Genomic DNA, 19732 nt, shown 5'->3' with positions numbered 1-19732 from the left:
TTCAGCGGAACTGGCGGTATTCGTTACACAATACCAACTGTGCAGGTTCGTCTTCGTCAATCAGGTTGTAGCGGTCCAGTGGCTGTAAAAAGTGGTTATCGTGGTCGTCGTCATTGACAGAAGAGACTTCGCCAACCAGAACATCGCCAAAGCCGGTTTCCGCCCAAAAGCTGTGATACAGGCCGGGCGGCAGGCAGATACTTTCGCCGGGAGACAGGCGCAACTGAGTGCCTGCAGTATGTTTCTGGCGGCAGCCGTCGATCACCACCGTAACGTCACTATCAACCGTTTGCTCGTTGCTATCGGCATTCCATAGTTCAACAATCAAATTGCCGCCGCCGCGATTGATAATGTCCTCACGCTTACGCCAGTGAAAATGCATTGGCGTTACCTGCGCATCGCGCACATGCATGATCTTCTCGGCGTAACATTTCGCATACGGCATTCCTTTTGGCGAACCGTTACGTAGGGTAAACAGCGTCAGCCCCTGTGCTGCAAAGTTGTTGCCACCAAAAGCGGTAACATCCCAGCCGAGTTTGAGATCAAAAACCTCCTCCCACGCGGCGGTGTCGAGCTGCTGCCATTGGGCAGGCGTGAAACTGGCAAAGGGCGGCAGATGTACGTCATGTTGCGAAAAGAATTGCCGTGTATGGCCGAGAATGTCGTTTATAGCGGAGCGTTTCATCGAAAGCGTTCTCCTTAGCGGTGGCCGGGCAGCATCGCCGCCCGGCGTGTGGACTTATTTCACCGTCCAGCCTTTGTAATTGCCGACGTTGTTTTTGTCGATCATCGTCACCGGGATCAGCACCGGCTCTTTCGGCGCAGGTTTGCCCTGCAAAATGTCGTAGCCAATTTCCACCGCTTTCGCTGCCATCACCTGGGGATCTTGCGCCGGAGTAGCGACAAACAACGAGTTCTCACGCTTGAGCGCCTCTTCGGCGTCCGGGCTTCCGTCCACACCGACAATAAAGAACTCGTTACGTTGCGCCTGTTTTGCTGCCAGATCGGCACCGATTGCGGTGGGATCGTTAATCGCAAATACGCCGTCGATCTTCGGATTTGCCGCCAGCAGTCCGGTCATTACCTCCAGCCCGCCTTCACGACTGCCTTTGGCGTTCTGGTTGTCAGAGAGCACTTTGATGTCAGGATGGCGTTTAAATTCAGTCTGGCATCCTTCGACGCGGTTTTGCACGGCGGATACCGGCGGGCCGTTGATGATCACCACGTTGCCTTTGCCTTTCAGGCGATCGGTGATGTATTTACAGGCCATTTCGCCTGCCTGGGTGTTATCGGAAGTGATGGTGGCATCGGCACCTTCTGCCGCTACGTCAACCGCGACGACCACGATCCCGGCATCTTTCGCCCGTTTCACCGCCGGGCCGATCCCTTTTGAATCGGCAGCGTTAAGGATGATCATATCGACGTTAGCGGCGATAAAGTTGTCTATCTGCGAGACCTGCTGGCCCAGATCGTAGCCGCTGGAAACCAGCGTCACTTTGACGTTATCGCCTGCCAGTTTGCGTGCTTCCAGCTCCGCGCCTTTGGTGATCTGCACGAAGAACGGGTTCGCCAGATCGCCCACCGTTACGCCTATCGATTTCAGTTCTTTAGCCTGGGCGAACGGTGCTGCGGCCAGCAGCGCGCCTGCACAGAGCGCGGTCACTAAGGGCTTCAATCTCATGCTGTATTCCTCATGTGTTTATGCACTTTGATGGTGCCGGGTACGGTATTTGTCGATCAGCACCGCAATGATGATCACCGCCCCTTTGATCACCAGTTGCCAGAAGTAAGAGACGCCCATTAAGGTCATGCCGTTGTTTAGCGTGGCGATAATTAGCGCGCCGACCAGCGTGCCGGTGATGGTGCCGATGCCGCCGACAAAACTGGTGCCGCCGAGGATCACCGCCGCAATGGCGTCCAGCTCGTACCCCATACCTAAGTTGCCGTTGGCGCTGTACAGCCGTGAGGCGCTCATAATCCCGCCAAGCCCAGAAAGCAGGCCGCTCATGCCATAAACAAACAGCAGCACCAGCCAGACCTTAATGCCGGTAAGACGCGCCGCCTGCATATTGCCGCCGACGGCGTAGATATGAACGCCAAGCGTGGTGCGGCGCAGAATAAACCAGCACACCACGATCACCGCCAGCGCAATCACCACCAGCCATGGGACCGGCCCGAGATAGTTGTTGCCTATCCACTCGAAATTAATGTTGGAGTTGATAACCGTGGTGCCGTCCGCCAGCAGATACGCCGCCCCGCGCAGCGCCGTATAGGTGCCGAGTGTGACAATAAAGGGCGGCAATCCGGCAAAGGCCACCAGCGCGCCGTTGAACAGCCCCAGCAGTAGGCCGAGCATTAGCGCTGCCGGGATCGACAGCATGGCGAACTCAGGGCTAAGGGAGACGACCATCGCCGCCACCGCTGTGGTGCCGAGGATCGAACCCACGGAAAGATCGATCCCGCCGGTCAAAATGATGAAGGTCATCCCCGCCGCCAGAACAATGTTGATCGATGCCTGGCGGGTAATATTCAGTAAGTTACTTTCGGTAAAAAAGTTTGGCGCGATGAAGCCAAATACCGCCACGATCAGGATCAAAATGGGCAAGATGCCGACCGTTTGCATCAGATCGCTCATCAGCATTTTTTTGGCAGAGGTTTTTGCAGAGGTCGTCATGAGGTTACCGCCTGGGAATGGGCGTCGTTGACGCCAGTCGCTAAGGTCATAATGTTTTCCTGGGTGATGTTTTTGCCGTTTAACTCACCGGCAATGCTGCCTTCGCGCATCACATAGACGCGATCGCTCATTCCCACTATCTCCGGCAGTTCGCTGGAGATCATCAGGATCGCCACGCCCTTGCGCGCCATCTCGTTCATGATCCGGTAGATCTCACTTTTGGCGCCAACGTCCACGCCGCGGGTGGGTTCATCGAGCAGTAAAATGCGCGGGCCAATCGCCACCCAGCGGGATATCAACAGTTTTTGCTGATTGCCGCCGGAAAGCCCGCCCGCGCGTACCTGGGCATGAGGCACGCGAATGTTGAGCAACTTGATGGCGTCATCGGAAATGGTTTGCGCTTTTTTGCGATTGAGCATTCCCCAGCTGGCATCGCGCTCCAGGGTCGCCATGGTGATGTTTTCGGCTGCCGCCATTTCAAGGAACAGCCCCTGTTCTTTGCGATTTTCGGTGAGAAAACCAATGCCAAGATCGATGGCTTCGCGCGGGGAGTGGATCACCACCGGTTCACCATCGACTTCAATCATTCCGCCTGTCGCTTTCCGCACGCCGAAGATCAACTGCGCCAGTTCGGAACGTCCGGCACCTACCAGTCCGGCGAGGCCAACAATTTCGCCGGAACGCACCAGCAGGCTACTCGGCTGGACTTTGCCGCCGTCGGTCAGGTGGTGAACATTCAGGCGGGCTTTACCGAGCGGGATATCGCGCTCTTTATTGAACAGATCGCTCAGTGGCCTGCCGACCATCATCCGCACCAGCTCCCCGGCGTTGAGGTTATCGCGGGTCAGGCTGCCAACATATTGCCCGTCGCGCAGCACGCTGACGCGATCGGAAAGCTCATACACTTCCGCCATGCGGTGGCTAATGTAGATAATCGCCATCCCTTCGTCGCGCAGCCGCATAATCAGTTCAAACAGACGGTGAGTTTCACGGGAGGAGAGGGCAGCGGTGGGTTCGTCCATCACCAGAATGCGGCTGTTGCGATGCAGCGCGCGGGCGATTTCGACCTGCTGTTGCTCGGCAATGGTCAGCATCATGACTTTATCGCTGGCGTTAAACTGCGCGCCGAGGCGGTCGATCACTCTTTGCGCCTGCACCAGCATCTCTTTACGCTGCACCAGCCCGCCGTGGGAAAGCTCGCTACCGAGGAAAATGTTCTCTGCCACCGTCAAATTGGGTGCCAGCTGCATCTCCTGATAAATCAGTGTAATACCGGCACTTAAGGCATCTTTTGGCGTGCGAATGTGAAAGGGCTTGCCGTCTATCAGGATCTCGCCGCTGGTGGCGGTATACGCCCCCGCCAGCACCTTCATCAGCGTGCTTTTTCCCGCGCCGTTTTCCCCCATCAGGGCATGGATCTCGCCAGGGTAGACCGTCAAATCCACCCCTTTGAGCGCATAAAATTTGCCGAAGGCTTTGGCAATATTGCGCATCTCCAGAACTGGCGTGCTGTTCATGGCGGACTCCTGCGAGGTTGTCGATATCAGCACTCCATCACAGGAAAGTAAATGCAAAATGTCAGAAGCCGTTCATATTTGTCATATTGCGATTTTTCTTCACGGAGCGTGATATGGCGCACCCCGGACGTCACTTTTTTGCCAGCGCGCGCGGGCGATTGCTGCTTTTGAATTTGCTGGTGGTGGCGGTGACGTTGATGGTCAGCGGCGTGGCGGTAATGGGCTTTCGTCATGCCAGCCAGATGCAGGAGCAGGTGCAGCAGCAAACGGTGGATGATATGACCGGCAGCCTGAATCTGGCGCGCGACACGGCAAACGTGGCGACGGCGGCGGTGCGATTGTCACAGGTGGTGGGAGCGCTGGAATATAAAGGCGAAGCCGAGCGGTTGCAGGAGACACAGCGGGCATTAAAAAGCTCGCTTGCACAACTGGCGAACGCGCCTTTAGCGCAGCAGGAAGCCGGGCTGGTGACGCGCATCATCACGCGTAGCAACGAACTGCAAACCAGCGTCGGTGGAATGCTGGAGCGCGGGCAAAGGCGGCATCTGGAGCGCAACGCGCTGTTAAGTTCGCTATATCAAAACTTAAGTTATCTGCGGCATCTGCAAAAAGTCACTCACGCGCAAGATGATATTTTGCTTAACGAGATGAACCGACTGATTGTTGCCGCTATTGCCACGCCCGCGCCACAGGCGATTATTCATCAACTGGTCGGGGTGATGTCTGCATTACCGACCCACAGCGATACGCCGTTGGTTAATACGCTACTCACTGATTTTAATCGTGAACTGCGTAAACTCGCGCCGCTTTCAGCCGCTCTGGAGCAAAGCGATCTGGCAATCAGCTGGTATATGTTTCACATCAAAGCGCTGGTGGCGATCCTTAATGGCGACATCAACCGGTACGCCGAACAGGTGGCGACGCTCTCCGGTCAGCGGGTGGCGCAAAGTTACCAGGATCTGCGCTCCGGCGAGAGGGTGATCATGATTTTCGCCCTGTTAGCGGTGGTGATCACTGCGTTTGCAGGTTGGTATATCTATCGCAATCTCGGCTCTAACCTGACGGCGATTTCCCGCGCTATGAGCCGCCTGGCGCACGGCGAAGCGGACGTCACTTTTCCGGCGTTACAGCGGCGCGATGAGTTGGGTGAACTGGCGCGCGCCTTTAACGTTTTTGCCCGCAATACCGCGTCACTCGAACGAACCTCACGGCTGCTAAAAGAGAAGACCACGCAGATGGAGATTGCCCAAACTGAGCGGCAGGGGTTGGAAGAGGCGCTATTACACAGCCAGAAACTGAAAGCGGTCGGGCAACTGACGGGCGGGCTGGCCCATGATTTTAATAATCTGCTGGCGGTGATTATTGGCAGCCTGGAACTGGTGAATCCGGACTCGCCAGACGCGCCGCGAATACAGCGGGCGCTGCAAGCTGCCGAACGTGGGGCGCTACTGACACAACGACGGCTGGCGTTTTCCCGCAAGCAGTCCTTACATCCGCAAGCCGTTGAACTGAAAACATTGCTGGAAGAGTTAAGCGAATTAATGCGCCACTCCTTACCGGCAACGCTGGCGCTGGAGATTGAAGCGCAGTCTCCGGCGTGGCCCGCGTGGATTGACGTCAGCCAACTGGAAAATGCCATCATCAACCTGGTGATGAACGCCCGTGACGCGATGGAAGGGCAGACGGGAATCATCAAAATTCGTACCTGGAATCAGCGCGTTACTCGCAGCAGTGGGCAGCGTCAGGACATGGTGGCACTGGAGGTTATCGATCATGGCAGCGGTATGTCGCAGGCGGTGAAAAGCCAGGTATTTGAGCCGTTCTTTACCACCAAACAGACGGGGAGCGGCAGCGGGCTGGGCTTGTCGATGGTCTATGGTTTTGTGCGCCAGTCCGGTGGGCGCGTAGAAATCGAAAGCGCGCCGGGGCAGGGGACAACGGTCAGATTACAGCTTCCCCGCGCGCTGACGGCAGCGAAAAACCTATCGCCAGCGACGGTAGAACAGACAGCCGTCAGCGGCGATAAACTGGTGTTAGTGCTGGAAGATGAAGTGGCGGTGCGCCAGACCATCTGCGAGCAGTTGCATCTGCTGGGCTATTTGACACTGGAAGCGAGCAGCGGCGAACAGGCGCTGGATCTGTTGGCGGCATCAGCGGAAATCGATATCTTTATCAGTGATTTAATGCTTCCTGGCGGCATGAGCGGCGCAGAAGTAATCAATGCGGCCCGCAAACTTTACCCGCACCTGACGCTGCTACTCATCAGCGGTCAGGATTTACGTCCCAGCCATAACCCCGCGCTGCCCGATGTGGCGCAGCTGCGCAAACCCTTTACCCGTGCGCAGCTGGCGCAGGCGCTGGGGCAAATTGAGGGATGATTTTCAGAATTTATCAAGAGGCCTGGAGCAAACGTGCTGCTATTGTGAGCAATTCTGTTCAGAATTGAAGTGATTCACATATGATCGTGATGCCAACCACCTATAGCCCCATGACGGTTGCTCGTTCTTTTCGCGTGGTGGAAGAGATCGAGCTTTCCGGGCGTCTGTTACAGGTAATTTATGACAGCCAGACGCCCAGAGCGGCCATCATTGAAGCGGACATCGAAGTTTTTGCAGGCGTGCCGCGTCATCGGGTACTTGCCGCTCTCGATCTGCAGCGTAAAAAAGAGTTCGGCAGCGATATCATTGTCGTTGAACGCTGGTGGGAAGACTCGGATCTGGTACAGGTTGAAGGTATTTGTGTCTCTCTTGGTGAGCGCGATAAAGGTCTGGCAACGCGGCTGTATGAAGCGCTAATCCTGCAATGCGGTATCACGCTAATCAGCGATTTTGATCAATATGATGGCGGGAAGATGCTCTGGCAGAAGATCGCGCGCGAGTCCGATCAGATTTCCGTGTTTGTATTAGACACTGAACAAGGGGCATTTTGGCCTTACGATGGCACGAAAGTGATCTACGATGGCGGCTGTATTCCGGAAGAGCGTATCTGGAGTATTTCACCGGATCAAAAATGTCATGGCATTGTGCTGGTGGCGGAAAATAAACAGCGAGCTAACCGGCTAATGGAAGAGTCTGCGCCTTACCGAATTTGAGATTACTCCGCTACTCCGGTCATTCACACTCAATTAACGTTAAGCCAGTCCATTGCAGAGACTGGCTTATGAAACCTTACTCCACGCTCTTTCTTTTCACCCTGCTCACGCTGACCACCGTTCCGGCCCAGGCCGATATTATCGACGACACCATTGGCAATATTCAGCAGGCGATTAACGACGCTTATAACCCTGACCGTGGGCGAGACTATGAAGATTCGCGCGACGACGGCTGGCAGCGTGAAGTGAGCGACGATCGGCGCAGACAATATGACGACCGCCGCCGCCAGTTTGAAGATCGCCGCAGGCAGCTGGACGATCGCCAGCGCCAGCTTGATCAGGAGCGTCGGCAACTGGAAGATGAAGAGCGGAGAATGGAAGATGAGTATGGGCGGTGATGTAGGCTCGGGTACTGGCACTGCCCCTCACCCTAACCCTCTCCCCAGAGGGGCGAGGGGACCGATTGTGCCAGAGTTTAAGTTCAGAACCGAATGTCTGGTTGGGATCGATTGTGCTCGATATTAAAGTATGCGCTGGTTTTCTCCCTCGCCCCAATGGGGAGAGGGGCAGCGCGCAGATGGCCAACTCCATCACGCCATCCCCGGCCGTGCGCCGCCGGGAGGCTCATGTTACAGCACCTTAGTGAAGCGGAAATGGCTCTGCTCGTAGCCTTCGCGCAGATAAAACCGGTGCGCGTCGTGGCGTTTCACGTTGGTAGAAAGCTCGGTCATTTCGGCCCCGGCCTGGCGGGCTTCTTCTTCCGCCCACGCCAGCAACTTGCTACCAACGTTCAAACCACGTGCCTGTGGCATCACCACCAGCTCCTGGATTTCGCCAATCCAGTTGACATGATGCAGATGAAACTGCAAATGCAGGCCGATCATGCCGACAACTTCGCCATCCAGCAGCGCCAGATGGTAGCGCATATTCGGGTCGCGCAGGTTGGCGTTAAAGCCCACGCGAAAGGCGTGGTGGTCAATCTCCGCCTGTTTTAGCTCACAAATCAGCGCGTAAACCGCATCGGTGTCGTACTGCGTGGCCGGGCGAAGCTCGCATGCAGGCATGGTGTTTATCCTTCGGATGAATCAGCGTCAGTGGGCGCAGGCTGCTGTCATTGTTGTTTGACGACATTAATCATCCACGGCACGCCAAATTTATCGGTGACTTTGCCGAAGCCATGCGCCCAGAAGGTTTCCTGCCAGTCCATTTCGATTTTTCCGTTGGCGGCAAGGTTATCAAACCACTGTTTTCCTTCTTCGACCTGTTGCGAATCGAGCACCAACGTAAAGCCGGAGTAGCTGGCTTTTCCTGATGGTATGGCATCGCTCATCATGATATCGCTACCAGCAATGCGCACGTTAGCATGGGCGATGGCAGTATCGGGAAATTGCATACCAGAAGGGCAGCCTTCGGCGCTTTCCTGCGCTGATTTCGGCATTTCACCAAAGCTGATTTTATAGAGCAGTTCCGCGCCCAATGTGCGTTGATAATAAGCAATCGCGTCGGAACAGTTACCGGCAAAAGAGATGTAGGGACTTAACGGCATGATGGTGACCTCAGTTAAGAGAAGCCTGTTAAGTGTAGTTCGAAATTTGTACAGGTGAGGGGGAGGCCTGATAAGACGCGTCAAGCGTCGCATCAGGCATTTGGCACCGTTGCCGGATGCGGCGCGAGCGCCTTATCCGGCCTACGGATGGCGCGAGAATTTGTAGGCCTGATAAGACGCGTAAGCGTCGCATCAGGCATCTGGCACCGTTGCCGGATGCGGCGTAAACGCCTTATCCCGCCTACCGATCACAATACAATCAGTTCTTTTTAACGAACTCAGATTTCAGTTTCATCGGACCAAAACCGTCGATTTTGCAGTCGATGTTATGGTCGCCTTCAACCAGACGGATGTTTTTCACTTTGGTACCGATCTTCAGCATCGAAGAGCTACCCTTCACCTTCAGATCTTTAATGATGGTAACGCTGTCGCCGTCAGCCAGCAGGTTGCCGTTAGCATCTTTAACGATCAGCTCGTCACTTTCCTGTGCAGGTTCTGCGTCGTTCCATTCGTAGGCGCATTCCGGGCAGATGTACATGCCGTTATCTTCGTAAGTGTATTCGGAGTTGCATTTTGGGCAGTGTGGTAATGACATGTGGATTTCCTCAAAAGTCAGCGGGGCAAAAGCGCCAAAAAACGGCAGATTGCCGAAAAAGGCCGCAATTATACACAAAATCCCTGAGTTTGTCGGGGGTACTGCTGATTTTAGACGACGATCGTTTTCATTTGAAAGAGAAGTCAAAAAGAAAATAATATTTTTGCCTCAGTTTATTATTTGAGATAAGGTTAACTTTATTCTTGTTCTTTTTTTATTTAATTGTTTTTTATCTTTCTGACGTTTAAACGTGTCGGAAGAGGCTTCGTCATTCTAATAAAAACAACAAATTAAATATAAATTATTTCCCGTAGTAATTATAAAAGCCGAAAACAGAACTAAAAAACGATCTGGCTAAATAAAAGTAATAAAATTTGCTTTAAGGAAGAACTTTCCATGTGCACACAGACAATATATGAGTTAAGTCAGGAGGCAGAACGCCTGTTACTGCTTTCCCGACAACAGTTGCAGTTACTGGAAAAAATGCCTCTCACTGTACCTGGAGAAGAGGCACCGCCTCTGACTTTACCCTGGAGTCAGCATAATATCGTCGAGCGTCACGCGATGCTGAATAATGAGCTGCGTAAAATTTCCCGTCTCGAAATGGTGCTGGCGATTGTCGGCACTATGAAAGCAGGGAAATCAACTACCATTAATGCCATTGTTGGCACTGAAGTTCTTCCTAATCGCAATCGCCCTATGACTGCGCTGCCAACGCTTATTCGCCATACGCCGGGGCAAAAAGAACCGGTGCTGCATTTTTCGCATGTCACGCCAATTGACCGTTTAATCCAACAATTACAACAGCGCCTGCGTGATTACGATATTAAGCATCTGACCGATCTGCTGGAAATAGATAAAGATATGCGTGCACTTATGCAGCGGATCGAAAATGGTGTCGCTTTCGAAAAATATTACCTGGGCGCCCAGCCTATTTTTCATTGTCTGAAAAGTTTGAATGATTTGGTGCGCCTGGCGAAAGCGCTGGACGTCGATTTTCCTTTTTCTGCTTACGCCGCCATTGAACATATCCCGGTGATTGAAGTGGAGTTCGTCCATCTGGCGGGGCTGGAAAGTTATCCGGGGCAGTTAACATTACTGGATACTCCCGGGCCAAACGAAGCCGGGCAACCACATCTGCAAAAAATGCTTAATGAGCAGCTGGCGCGCGCTTCTGCGGTGCTGGTAGTGATGGATTATACGCAACTGAAATCGATCTCCGATGAAGAGGTGCGCGCGGCGGTTATGGCCGTCGGCAAGTCGGTGCCGCTGTATGTATTGGTCAATAAATTTGATCAGCAGGATCGTAACAGCGACGATGCCGAACAGGTGCGGGCGCTGATTTCCGGGACGTTGATGAAAGGCTGCGTTACGCCAGGGCAGATATTTCCGGTATCGTCGATGTGGGGCTATCTGGCGAATCGGGCTCGCCATGAGTTAGCTAACAGCGGCAGACTGCCGGACCCTCAACAGCAACGCTGGGTGGAGGATTTTGCCCATGCGGCGCTCGGCAGGCGCTGGCGTAACGCGGATCTGGAGGATATCGACCATATTCGCCATGCAGTTGAGCAATTGTGGGAAGACTCGTTATTCGAACAGCCGGTGCAGGCGTTGCTTCATGCCGCGTATGCTAACGCGTCGTTGTACGCTCTGCGTTCTGCCTCGCATAAATTGTTGAATTACGCTCAGCAGGCGCGGGAGTACCTTGATTTTCGCGCCCACGGCCTGACTGTCGCCTGCGAACAATTGCGGCAAAATATCCACCAACTCGAAGACAATTTGCAGCTATTGCAACTCAATCAGGCACAGGTGAGCGGTGAGGTTCAACATGAAATTGAGCTGGCCCTGGCATCAGCCAACGACTTTTTGCGTCAGCAGCAAGATGAGGTGAATGCCCAGTTAGCCGCGCTGTTTCAACATGATTCGTGGCCATTAAGCGAGATTCGTACTCGCTGCGAGACACTGTTACAGACGGCGCAGACCCAAATCAGCCGGGATTTCACGCTGCGTTTTGCTGAACTGGAATCAACCCTTTGCCGGGTACTAACCGATGTTATTCGTCCCATTGAGCAACGGATTAAACTGGCATTGAGTGAGTCTGGATTTCGCCCTGGATTTGAGTTTCCTGTTTTTCGCAGTGTGGTTCCCCACTTCAATACTCGTCAGCTATTCAGCGATGCAATATCACTCCAGGAAATACCAGATGAGCAGGTCACCCGTTTAGGTGTTGTACGTGAGACTTTCTCGCGCTGGTTGAATCAACCAGACTGGGGACGGAGTAGTGAGAAATCCCCGACGAAGACCGTTGATTACAGTGTGCTACAACGTACGTTAACCGCAGAAATTGACCTCTATTGCCAACAAATGGCTAAAGTTTTAGCGGTTCAGGTCGATGATTCTGTCACGGAAGGAATGAGCACATTTTTCGCTGATTTCGCTGTATGTTTGACGGAATTACACACGCGTTTACGCGAAAGTCTGGCTTTGCGACAGCAAAATGAATCCGTGGTGAAAATAATGCAGCAGCAATTGCAGCAGACTGCAACAACGCACGGCTGGATTTATACGGACTCTCAGTTGTTACGCGATGATATTCAAACTCTTTTCACGGCAGAACAGTATTGACAAAGACGTTACTGGACGGCCCCGGTCGCGTACTGGAGTCGGTTCATTCCCGCTTTTTAGTGGATTTGGCGCTGGGCGATGATACCCGCCATCCGCAAGCCCATCAGCAGCAGTTTCGCGAACGGCTGATGCAGGAGATCCTTGCTCGCACACAGCTTCAGACGTGGGCGAATGCCGGAATGTTAAACGCGCCGCTTAGTCTGCGCCTGGCATTGGTGGAAAAACTGGCGGCCATGCTTGATCCCGGTCATCTGGCGTTGACACAGATCGCACAGTATCTGGCGTTACTGCAAAAAAGGGATCTCCGCCCACAATCCGCTTTCCCGGAACTCCCGCAGCAAATTACCGCTTTATATGAGTGGTTTTCAGCTCGTTGTCACTGGAAGGAAAAAGCGTTAACGCAACGAGGGTTACTGGTGCAGGCCGGCGAACAGAGCGAGCAAATTCTTACTCGCTGGCGCGCCGGTGCGTATGACAGTTGGTCGCTGCCTGGACGTTGTTTCATCGTTCTGGAAGAACTGCGCTGGGGGGCGTTCGGCGATGCCTGCCGTCTGGGAAGTCCGCAAGCGGCAGCGTTGTTGCTTGATGATTTGCGCGTGAAAGCGACGCAATATCTGGCTGAAAGTATCAACGCGGCACCGACTACTCGTCATTATTATCACCAGTGGTTCACATCACCTACAGCTCTAAGCGGTGAGGAACATGCTGACTTTTTAGGTTGGTTGGGTAAGTGGTCCGATGCAGATAAACAGCCCGTTTGTTGGTCGGTGACCCAACGCTGGCAAACTGTCGCGGTGGGGATGCCACGACTCTGTTCAGCGCAACGTCTGGTGGATGCAATGGTCGAGGAAATCCTCTCTGTAAACCATGTGTAAATAATTGGTTACGTTAGTGGGTGTTTAACGAAATCCATGTGTGAAGTTGATCACAAATTTAAACGCTGGTAGGGTAAAAAGGTCATTAACTGCCCAATTCAGGCGTCAACTGGTTTGGTTGTACAATTCTTAATCGGAACGTGTAAGTAAACCCGCTACGCTTGTTACAGAGATTGCACCCTGCAATTCCCGCTTCCCTTTTGCGGGCGCCACGCCATTTGCCTGACGTGTGCGGAAATGGGCTTACTCTGCGAGGAAAGCTATGCTGAAAAGGAAAAAAGTAAAACCGATTACCCTTCGTGATGTCACTATTATTGATGACGGTAAACTGCGCAAAGCCATTACCGCAGCATCGCTGGGTAATGCGATGGAATGGTTCGATTTTGGTGTTTATGGTTTTGTTGCCTACGCATTAGGTAAAGTCTTTTTCCCGGGGGCTGACCCCAGCGTGCAGATGGTTGCTGCACTTGCCACTTTCTCCGTTCCCTTTCTGATTCGACCGCTTGGCGGGCTCTTCTTCGGTATGTTGGGCGATAAATATGGTCGCCAGAAGATCCTTGCGATCACCATTGTGATTATGTCGATCAGTACGTTCTGTATTGGCTTAATACCGTCCTACGCCTCTATTGGTATTTGGGCACCGATTCTGTTGTTGATCTGTAAGATGGCGCAAGGATTCTCGGTGGGGGGCGAATATACCGGGGCGTCGATATTTGTTGCGGAATACTCCCCTGACCGTAAACGCGGCTTTATGGGCAGTTGGCTGGATTTCGGTTCTATTGCCGGGTTTGTACTGGGTGCGGGCGTGGTGGTGTTAATTTCGACCATCGTTGGTGAAGAAAACTTCCTCGACTGGGGCTGGCGTATTCCGTTCTTTATCGCTCTGCCTTTAGGGATTATCGGGCTTTACTTGCGCCACGCTCTGGAAGAGACGCCTGCTTTCCAGCAACATGTTGAGAAACTGGAGCAGGGCGACCGAGAAGGTTTGCAGGATGGTCCGAAAGTCTCGTTTAAAGAGATTGCCACTAAACACTGGCGCAGTCTGTTGACGTGTATTGGCCTGGTGATTGCCACCAACGTCACTTACTACATGCTGCTGACCTATATGCCGAGTTATTTGTCGCACAACCTGCACTACTCCGAAGACCACGGAGTGCTGATTATTATCGCCATTATGATTGGTATGCTGTTTGTGCAACCGGTGATGGGGCTGCTTAGTGACCGTTTTGGCCGTCGTCCGTTTGTGATCCTCGGTAGTGTTGCGCTGTTTGCGTTGGCGATCCCCGCGTTCATCCTGATTAACAGTAATATCATCGGCTTGATTTTCGCCGGGTTGTTGATGCTGGCAGTGATCCTTAACTGCTTTACGGGTGTTATGGCCTCAACGCTGCCAGCGATGTTCCCGACGCATATCCGTTACAGTGCGCTGGCGGCGGCATTTAATATTTCGGTGCTGATTGCCGGTCTGACGCCAACACTGGCGGCCTGGCTGGTCGAAAGCTCGCAGAATCTGATGATGCCTGCCTATTACCTGATGGTGGTGGCGGTGATTGGTTTAATTACCGGCGTGACCATGAAAGAAACGGCGAATCGTCCATTGAAAGGCGCGACGCCAGCGGCATCGGATTTGCAGGAAGCGAAAGAAATTCTCGGTGAGCATTACGATAATATCGAGCAAAAAATCGAGAATATCGACCACGAGATTGCCGATTTGCAGGCGAAACGTTCTCGCCTGGTGCAGCAACATCCGCGTATTGATGAGTAACCTGAAATGGTTTTCCTGATGCGACGCTGTCTTATCAGGCCTGCAACTGAACTCTTAAGGTTCACTTAATCTCTGATGCGCATACTCTCCTCCAGGTTAACGGAGGAGAGTGCAATGAAAAACCATATTTATGAACGTTTAACTACTGTGTTCAGCGTGCTGGTAGTCAGCAGCTTTCTCTATATTTGGTTTGCCACGTACTGATCTTTCTTCAGCCGTACCCAGGCACGCGTGCCGGAAGTTTGTTCCCGGTTTTGCAGGAAAAACTGCCCGTGATGCAACTGTGTAATGCGGCTGACAATACTTAACCCCAGACCAATCCCGCCATAACGGCTGTCCATACGTACAAACGCTTTACTCAACTCCCCGCATTTACTCTCATCAATACCCGGTCCTTCATCTTCAACGGCCATTACCGCACCGCCATCTTCTTGCAGCTTAATCATAATGTTGCTGCCTTGTGGGCTGTAACGGTGGGCGTTTTCCACCAGGTTTCGCAATAACATCCGCAGCAGGGTTGCATCACCCTGAACGGTGATGTCGGCGGCGCTTTCTGGTAACAGCAAGGTTTGCTGACGCTGGTCGAGCATGGTACTTAACTCGTCATACGAGGGCAGAATCACATCTTCCAGCAGTTTTACATGCTGATAATTACCGGATGAAAATGACTGACCAGCACGCGCCAGTTGTAACAACTGGGAGACGCTCTCCATCATTTGATCAAGTCGCGCCACTAACGGCGCTACATCAATGTGATGCGTTTTCGCCAGCAACTCCAGATGCAAACGTACCCCCGCCAGCGGCGTTCGCAGTTCGTGAGCGACGTCAGCGGTAAACAACCGTTCGTTATCCAGCGTGCTGGTCAGGCGAGATACCAGATCGTTCAAAGCCGAAACCACCGATTCGATTTCGAGGGTGGCGCTGTGAATAGCAATGGGCGTTAAGTTGTCCGCGGTACGCGCTTCCAGCTCTTTTTGCAACTCCGCCAGCGGACGGGTGATGCGCCGTACCGCCTGATAGCAGATAAATAGCGTCAGGCTGACCATAAACACGCCGGGGACAATCAGACTGGCAACCGCTTCGCGGATCTCACGCATGATGTGGCGATCGTTGTTGCGATTGTCGCGTAACGCCTGCTCAAACAGTTGAATCTGCTCGGTACTCTCATGCCATAGCCAGAAGACGCTGATCAGCTCAAACACCAACAAAATGGCCCCGATGGTCAATATCAGCCGCTGGCGCAGCGATATTGGCCGACGCAGAAAACGCATCAGATTCAATTAGTTCTCCTCATTTACGACCAGCATATAGCCAAAACCGCGTACGGTGCGGATGCGCGACTTGCCCACTTTGTCGCGCAGGTTGTGAATATGCACTTCCAGAGTGTTGGTCGAGGGTTCATTGTCCCAGTTATAGATGTCGTTGTAGAGAATTTCCCGATGCACCGGGCTGCCGGCTTTGAGCATTAACCGCGACAGCAGAGCATATTCTTTCGGCGTCAGAATCAGTTCTTCACCGCCCATCCATACCTGACGGCGACCCATATTCAGCGTCAGGTTGCCAACAATCAACTCGCTTTCGCCCTGATTATTATGGCGTCGCAGCAGGGCGCGGATGCGGGCGTGTAACTCTTCCAGCGCAAAAGGTTTCACCAGATAGTCGTCGGCCCCGACATCCAGCCCGGCGATTTTGTCGGTCAGAGTGTCGCGGGCGGTGAGGATCAGCACCGGCAGGGTGTATTTTTTCTGTCGGATGCGGGCGAGAAAATGCAGCCCGTCTTCGTCAGGTAAACCTAAATCCAGCACCACCAGACTGTAATGACCAGCTTCAAGACTTTGCTCTGCCATCCGTGCGGTCGTGACGCCGTCGCAGGCGTAGCCTTCGGTTTGTGCCGCCAGAATCAGCCCCTGCAATAACAGCGTATCATCTTCAACAATTAGAATTTTCATTCAGTCACTCTCCTGCATGTTTGCAGAATATCATCCGCGGCCTGGTAATACTTCGTCTCAACACCGGTTAATCCCAACAGCGTTGAGAATAAATTGTCTTGTGAATAGTGCTGTGTTTGCGCCTGTTTTTGCAGGCAGTTCTGGTCAACCTGATACCGCTTTTGATAATCCTCCGACAGCCACAGCAGCATTGGCACCTGTTTTTGGCTATCCGGGGCGATGGCATAAGGCAAACCGTGCAGATAGATGCCATTTTCCCCTAACGATTCACCGTGATCAGAAAGATAAACCAGGCTGGTGGTAAATTTATCCTGATGTTCTTTCAGCAGATTAATTGCTTTATCAACAATATAGTCGACGTAGACTAGCGTGTTGTCGTAAGTGTTCACCAGTTGTTCTTTCGAGCAGGTTTGGATCTCGTTAGTGTCGCAAGTAGGGGTAAATTTCCTGAACTGCGGCGGATAACGGTTGTAATAGGTCGGGCCGTGGCTGCCGATGGTGTGTAAGACAATCACGCCATCACCCTGCAGGTTATTGATGTACTCTTCCAGCCCGTGGAACAGCACTTCGTCATAGCATTCGCCGTTGATGCACTGACCAGGTAAGTTCAGCGCAGTGACGTTCTGGTGAGGCACGCGGTCGCAGGCACCTTTACAGCCGCCATCGTTGTCATTCCACAGCACGTTGATGCCCGCTCGCTGAATGATATCCAGCACGCCTTCCTGGTGCTGTGCCAGCTCTTCTTTGTAATGCTCGCGCGGCATATCCGAGAACATGCATGGCACTGAAACTGCCGTTGCCGTGCCGCAAGATGCGGTATTAGGGAAATAGACCACGTTATCTTTCGCCAGACGCGGGTTAGTTTCACGCGGGTAGCCGTTGAGCGAGAAGTTCTCCGCCCGCGAGGTTTCGCCGACAATCAAAATGGTTAGATTTTTACGTTTCTCGTTTTGCATTAACGGGGCGCGGTGAGCATCCTCACCAATGCGCACCAGCGGCAGATTTGCCAGTCGCTGGTGGGAGTACCATGACCAGCTGGCGACAATGCTGTTAGACGGGCTTAAGGATTTCACCAGCTCTTTGTTATTGCGAAACAGCGAAGCATAGTCTTTATAAAACAGCGCGGCGACCAGCAGAATCAGCAGCACAGAAATCAGGATATTGGCCCCACGGAAAAGAACGCTGCGCAGGCGCGAGTTGGCAGGTTTGATTTTAATCCAGCAGGCTATCAGCGCCGCAAGTACGCCGCTTAACCCCAGCGTTAATAACATTTGTGGTGTCATCAGCGCATAACTTTCTGCCGGAGTGGTATCAATAATATTGGCAATCATCGAGCGGTCGATGACGATGCCATAGGTCATGATGAAATATTGCGCCGACGCGCCGACCAGAATAAACAGGCACGCCAGCGGGCGATTAAGCCATAAGAAAGAGCCTAGCGTCAGGACAATATTCATCACACTAAACGCGACAACTGGCATTGATAAGAAAACCAGTACGTTATGCAGTGAATCCAGCGGTAACGCCTGCAACACTTGTTTAAAAAAAGCAATATTCAGGCAGATAGAGATATAAAAAGCGGCCAGCAATAGCCAGGCGAGTAAATTCAAAGAGGGTCTTTTTAGAAGGCGCTTCAACATCACGGTGTTTCCATCGAACAAAGTGCGCATATGTTCGCAAAGCAAAGTTAAGCCAACCTTAAGTTCTTAAGGTTGGCTTATGCGTTTGCTGGATTAAGGGGGACTTAATTTTTACTGGTCGGTGCATCTAAAGGATAGGGGTTTTTATGCATCCGGTTGTAGTTCAGCGTGTACATGGCGGTGATCACCATCACAGTGACGAATGACCACATGACCTCTTGTGCGCCAGAACCGACCACCGCCCAGATACAGTAAAGAAAGGCGATAGTTGTGATGGTCAGGTACGCCGGGCGCGCTTTGCCAAAGTGACCGTGACCTAAAAGCAGTAAAGCGGCACAGGTATAAAGATAAGGTACGAGGGTAAAGATTACCGATACGGAAGACACCAGACCAAACTCTTTGGTTGCGTTTGGCGAGATGCTGCTGAACTGGAAGATAGTCATCAGAATACCAACGATAATCAACCCGGCAACCGGAGTACCCGCTTTATTAACGCGGGCAAAAATGGGGGGGAAAAGGCCGTCATCGGCAGCGGCCTTCGCCGTTTGCCCAGCCAGTAGTGTCCAGCCGCCCAGCGAGCCTAAGCAACCAGCCGCCGCGCAGAAGGAGACAATGGCCCCAGCGGTATCACCCAGCGCCATCCGCGCCGCATCGCCAAAAGGTGAGGCGGAAACGCGCAGCGCGGCATTAGGGATCATCCCCATAATTGCAGTGGTCGAGAGCACATAGCAGACGGCGGCAATCAACACCCCGCCAATGGTGGCGATAGGCACGTTGCGTTTCGGGTTTTTCACGACGCCCGCCGCAACGGAAGCACTTTCTACCCCGATAAACGACCACAACGTTACGTTTAAGGTACTTTGAATCGCACCGAAAGTACCCAGGCCACTCACGTTCCAGGCTGCCATATACGTTTCACTGTGGAACCAGAACCAGCCGAATACTGCAATCCCGACTATGGGGATCAGCGCCAGCACAGTGGCGACAGCCTGCACGCGGGTGATCATTTTTGGACCGACGATATTAAGCAGAACGAAGATCCACAGCACCACCACACAGGTGATGGTTAATACCAACGGATCTTTGAGGATGGGGAAGAAGTAGCTTAAATACCCTACGCCAATGACCACCATGGCAATATTGCCTATCCAGCAGGCCAACCAGTAGAGAACGTTTGTTTGATACCCGAGGAAAGGACCAAAGCAGCGGCGCGCGTAGGCATATGAACCGCCAGGGCTGGGATCAAGGAAAGACATTTTGGCGTAGACCATCGACAAAGCCAACGCACCAATAATCGTCACCAACCAACCATATATGGCTATCCCGCCAGTTGAGGCCAGGTTTGCAGGTAACAGAAAAACACCTGACCCCATAATATTCCCCGACACCATCAGGGTGACGGGGATTAAGCCCACTTTGTGAGCGTCAGCATCCGAAGACATAATTAAACTCCTG

General features: G+C 52.9%; 17 protein-coding genes and 1 pseudogene. 7 read left to right on the top strand and 11 right to left on the bottom strand.

The genetic code is table 11. The annotated features are described in order from the left end of the window. Nucleotide 1: 1 nt before the first annotated feature. Genes D9742_RS16310 through D9742_RS16295 form a run of 4 tightly spaced genes read right to left on the bottom strand, consistent with a single transcriptional unit; the run spans nucleotide 2 to nucleotide 4191 of the window. Nucleotides 2-685, bottom strand: a complete 684-nt coding sequence (locus D9742_RS16310) for a D-lyxose/D-mannose family sugar isomerase (RefSeq protein WP_130237582.1) — start codon at nucleotides 683-685, stop codon at nucleotides 2-4. Nucleotides 686-739: 54 nt separating this feature from the next. Then, nucleotides 740-1681 (bottom strand): ABC transporter substrate-binding protein, encoded by a 942-nt coding sequence (locus tag D9742_RS16305; protein WP_001237475.1) that lies wholly within the window; start codon nucleotides 1679-1681, stop codon nucleotides 740-742. 18 nt (nucleotides 1682-1699) lie between these two features. After that, nucleotides 1700-2674, bottom strand: a complete 975-nt coding sequence (locus tag D9742_RS16300; protein ID WP_000213467.1) for a ribose ABC transporter permease — start codon at nucleotides 2672-2674, stop codon at nucleotides 1700-1702. Next, nucleotides 2671-4191: an ATP-binding cassette domain-containing protein gene (locus D9742_RS16295; protein ID WP_001089398.1), complete on the bottom strand. Its 1521-nt coding sequence runs from the start codon at nucleotides 4189-4191 to the stop codon at nucleotides 2671-2673. Before D9742_RS16295 ends, D9742_RS16300 begins: the two co-directional genes overlap by 4 nt. Before the next feature lie 113 nt (nucleotides 4192-4304). Between D9742_RS16295 and D9742_RS16285 the strand changes: the two genes are divergently transcribed. From D9742_RS16285 to yjdP, 3 genes are all read left to right on the top strand, one after another. Continuing rightward, complete coding sequence (locus tag D9742_RS16285; protein WP_130237581.1) at nucleotides 4305-6569, top strand: hybrid sensor histidine kinase/response regulator; 2265 nt, start codon at nucleotides 4305-4307, stop codon at nucleotides 6567-6569. 80 nt (nucleotides 6570-6649) lie between these two features. Next, nucleotides 6650-7282, top strand: a complete 633-nt coding sequence (locus D9742_RS16280; RefSeq protein ID WP_130237580.1) for a GNAT family N-acetyltransferase — start codon at nucleotides 6650-6652, stop codon at nucleotides 7280-7282. 68 nt (nucleotides 7283-7350) lie between these two features. Further along, nucleotides 7351-7680 carry a DDRRRQL repeat protein YjdP gene (yjdP, locus tag D9742_RS16275; RefSeq protein WP_032282011.1) on the top strand — a complete coding sequence of 110 codons (330 nt, stop codon included), beginning with the start codon at nucleotides 7351-7353 and terminating at the stop codon, nucleotides 7678-7680. Between the two features lie 231 nt (nucleotides 7681-7911). Here the strand turns inward: yjdP and phnO are convergent, their stop codons facing one another. Both phnO and yjdN read right to left on the bottom strand, forming a co-directional pair. Continuing rightward, nucleotides 7912-8346: an aminoalkylphosphonate N-acetyltransferase gene (phnO, locus tag D9742_RS16270; protein WP_130237579.1), complete on the bottom strand. Its 435-nt coding sequence runs from the start codon at nucleotides 8344-8346 to the stop codon at nucleotides 7912-7914. A gap of 47 nt (nucleotides 8347-8393) precedes the next feature. Next, nucleotides 8394-8828 carry a VOC family metalloprotein YjdN gene (gene yjdN, locus D9742_RS16265; RefSeq protein ID WP_130237578.1) on the bottom strand — a complete coding sequence of 145 codons (435 nt, stop codon included), beginning with the start codon at nucleotides 8826-8828 and terminating at the stop codon, nucleotides 8394-8396. Nucleotides 8829-8882: 54 nt separating this feature from the next. Between yjdN and D9742_RS23705 the strand changes: the two are divergent. Further along, a pseudogene (locus D9742_RS23705) lies at nucleotides 8883-9002 on the top strand (hypothetical protein); the annotation flags it as partial. An 85-nt stretch (nucleotides 9003-9087) separates the two neighbouring features. Here D9742_RS23705 and D9742_RS16260 read toward each other — a convergent pair. Further along, nucleotides 9088-9423, bottom strand: coding sequence for a zinc ribbon domain-containing protein YjdM (locus D9742_RS16260; protein ID WP_001300891.1), 336 nt, complete (start codon nucleotides 9421-9423; stop codon nucleotides 9088-9090). Between the two features lie 396 nt (nucleotides 9424-9819). Between D9742_RS16260 and crfC the strand changes: the two genes are divergently transcribed. The 3 genes from crfC (at nucleotide 9820) to proP (ending at nucleotide 14688) form a co-directional block, all read left to right on the top strand. Continuing rightward, on the top strand, nucleotides 9820-12048 hold the full coding sequence (gene crfC / locus D9742_RS16255; protein WP_130237577.1) for a clamp-binding protein CrfC: 2229 nt from the start codon (nucleotides 9820-9822) through the stop codon (nucleotides 12046-12048). Continuing rightward, on the top strand, nucleotides 12045-12923 hold the full coding sequence (locus tag D9742_RS16250) for a diguanylate cyclase regulator RdcB family protein (RefSeq protein ID WP_130237576.1): 879 nt from the start codon (nucleotides 12045-12047) through the stop codon (nucleotides 12921-12923). Before crfC ends, D9742_RS16250 begins: the two co-directional genes overlap by 4 nt. Nucleotides 12924-13185: 262 nt before the next feature. After that, entirely contained in the window at nucleotides 13186-14688 is a 1503-nt protein-coding gene (proP, locus tag D9742_RS16245; protein ID WP_130237575.1) for a glycine betaine/L-proline transporter ProP, read from the top strand. A 179-nt stretch (nucleotides 14689-14867) separates the two neighbouring features. Here proP and pmrB read toward each other — a convergent pair whose 3' ends face one another. From pmrB to adiC, 4 genes are all read right to left on the bottom strand, one after another. After that, nucleotides 14868-15968: a two-component system sensor histidine kinase PmrB gene (gene pmrB / locus D9742_RS16235; protein ID WP_165382783.1), complete on the bottom strand. Its 1101-nt coding sequence runs from the start codon at nucleotides 15966-15968 to the stop codon at nucleotides 14868-14870. Further along, complete coding sequence (gene basR, locus D9742_RS16230) at nucleotides 15969-16637, bottom strand: two-component system response regulator BasR (RefSeq protein ID WP_064525700.1); 669 nt, start codon at nucleotides 16635-16637, stop codon at nucleotides 15969-15971. Further along, a complete protein-coding gene (eptA, locus tag D9742_RS16225) occupies nucleotides 16634-18277 on the bottom strand; it encodes a phosphoethanolamine transferase EptA (protein ID WP_130237573.1) in 1644 nt (547 codons plus the stop codon). The genes basR and eptA overlap by 4 nt, the downstream gene beginning before the upstream one ends. Nucleotides 18278-18381: 104 nt before the next feature. Beyond that, nucleotides 18382-19719: an arginine/agmatine antiporter gene (adiC, locus tag D9742_RS16220; RefSeq protein WP_130237572.1), complete on the bottom strand. Its 1338-nt coding sequence runs from the start codon at nucleotides 19717-19719 to the stop codon at nucleotides 18382-18384. Between the last annotated feature and the right edge of the window lie 13 nt (nucleotides 19720-19732).

It is taken from the genome of Escherichia sp. E1V33 (assembly GCF_004211955.1).
Classification (GTDB): domain Bacteria; phylum Pseudomonadota; class Gammaproteobacteria; order Enterobacterales; family Enterobacteriaceae; genus Escherichia.
This window is presented reverse-complemented; position numbering and strand designations above follow the sequence as displayed.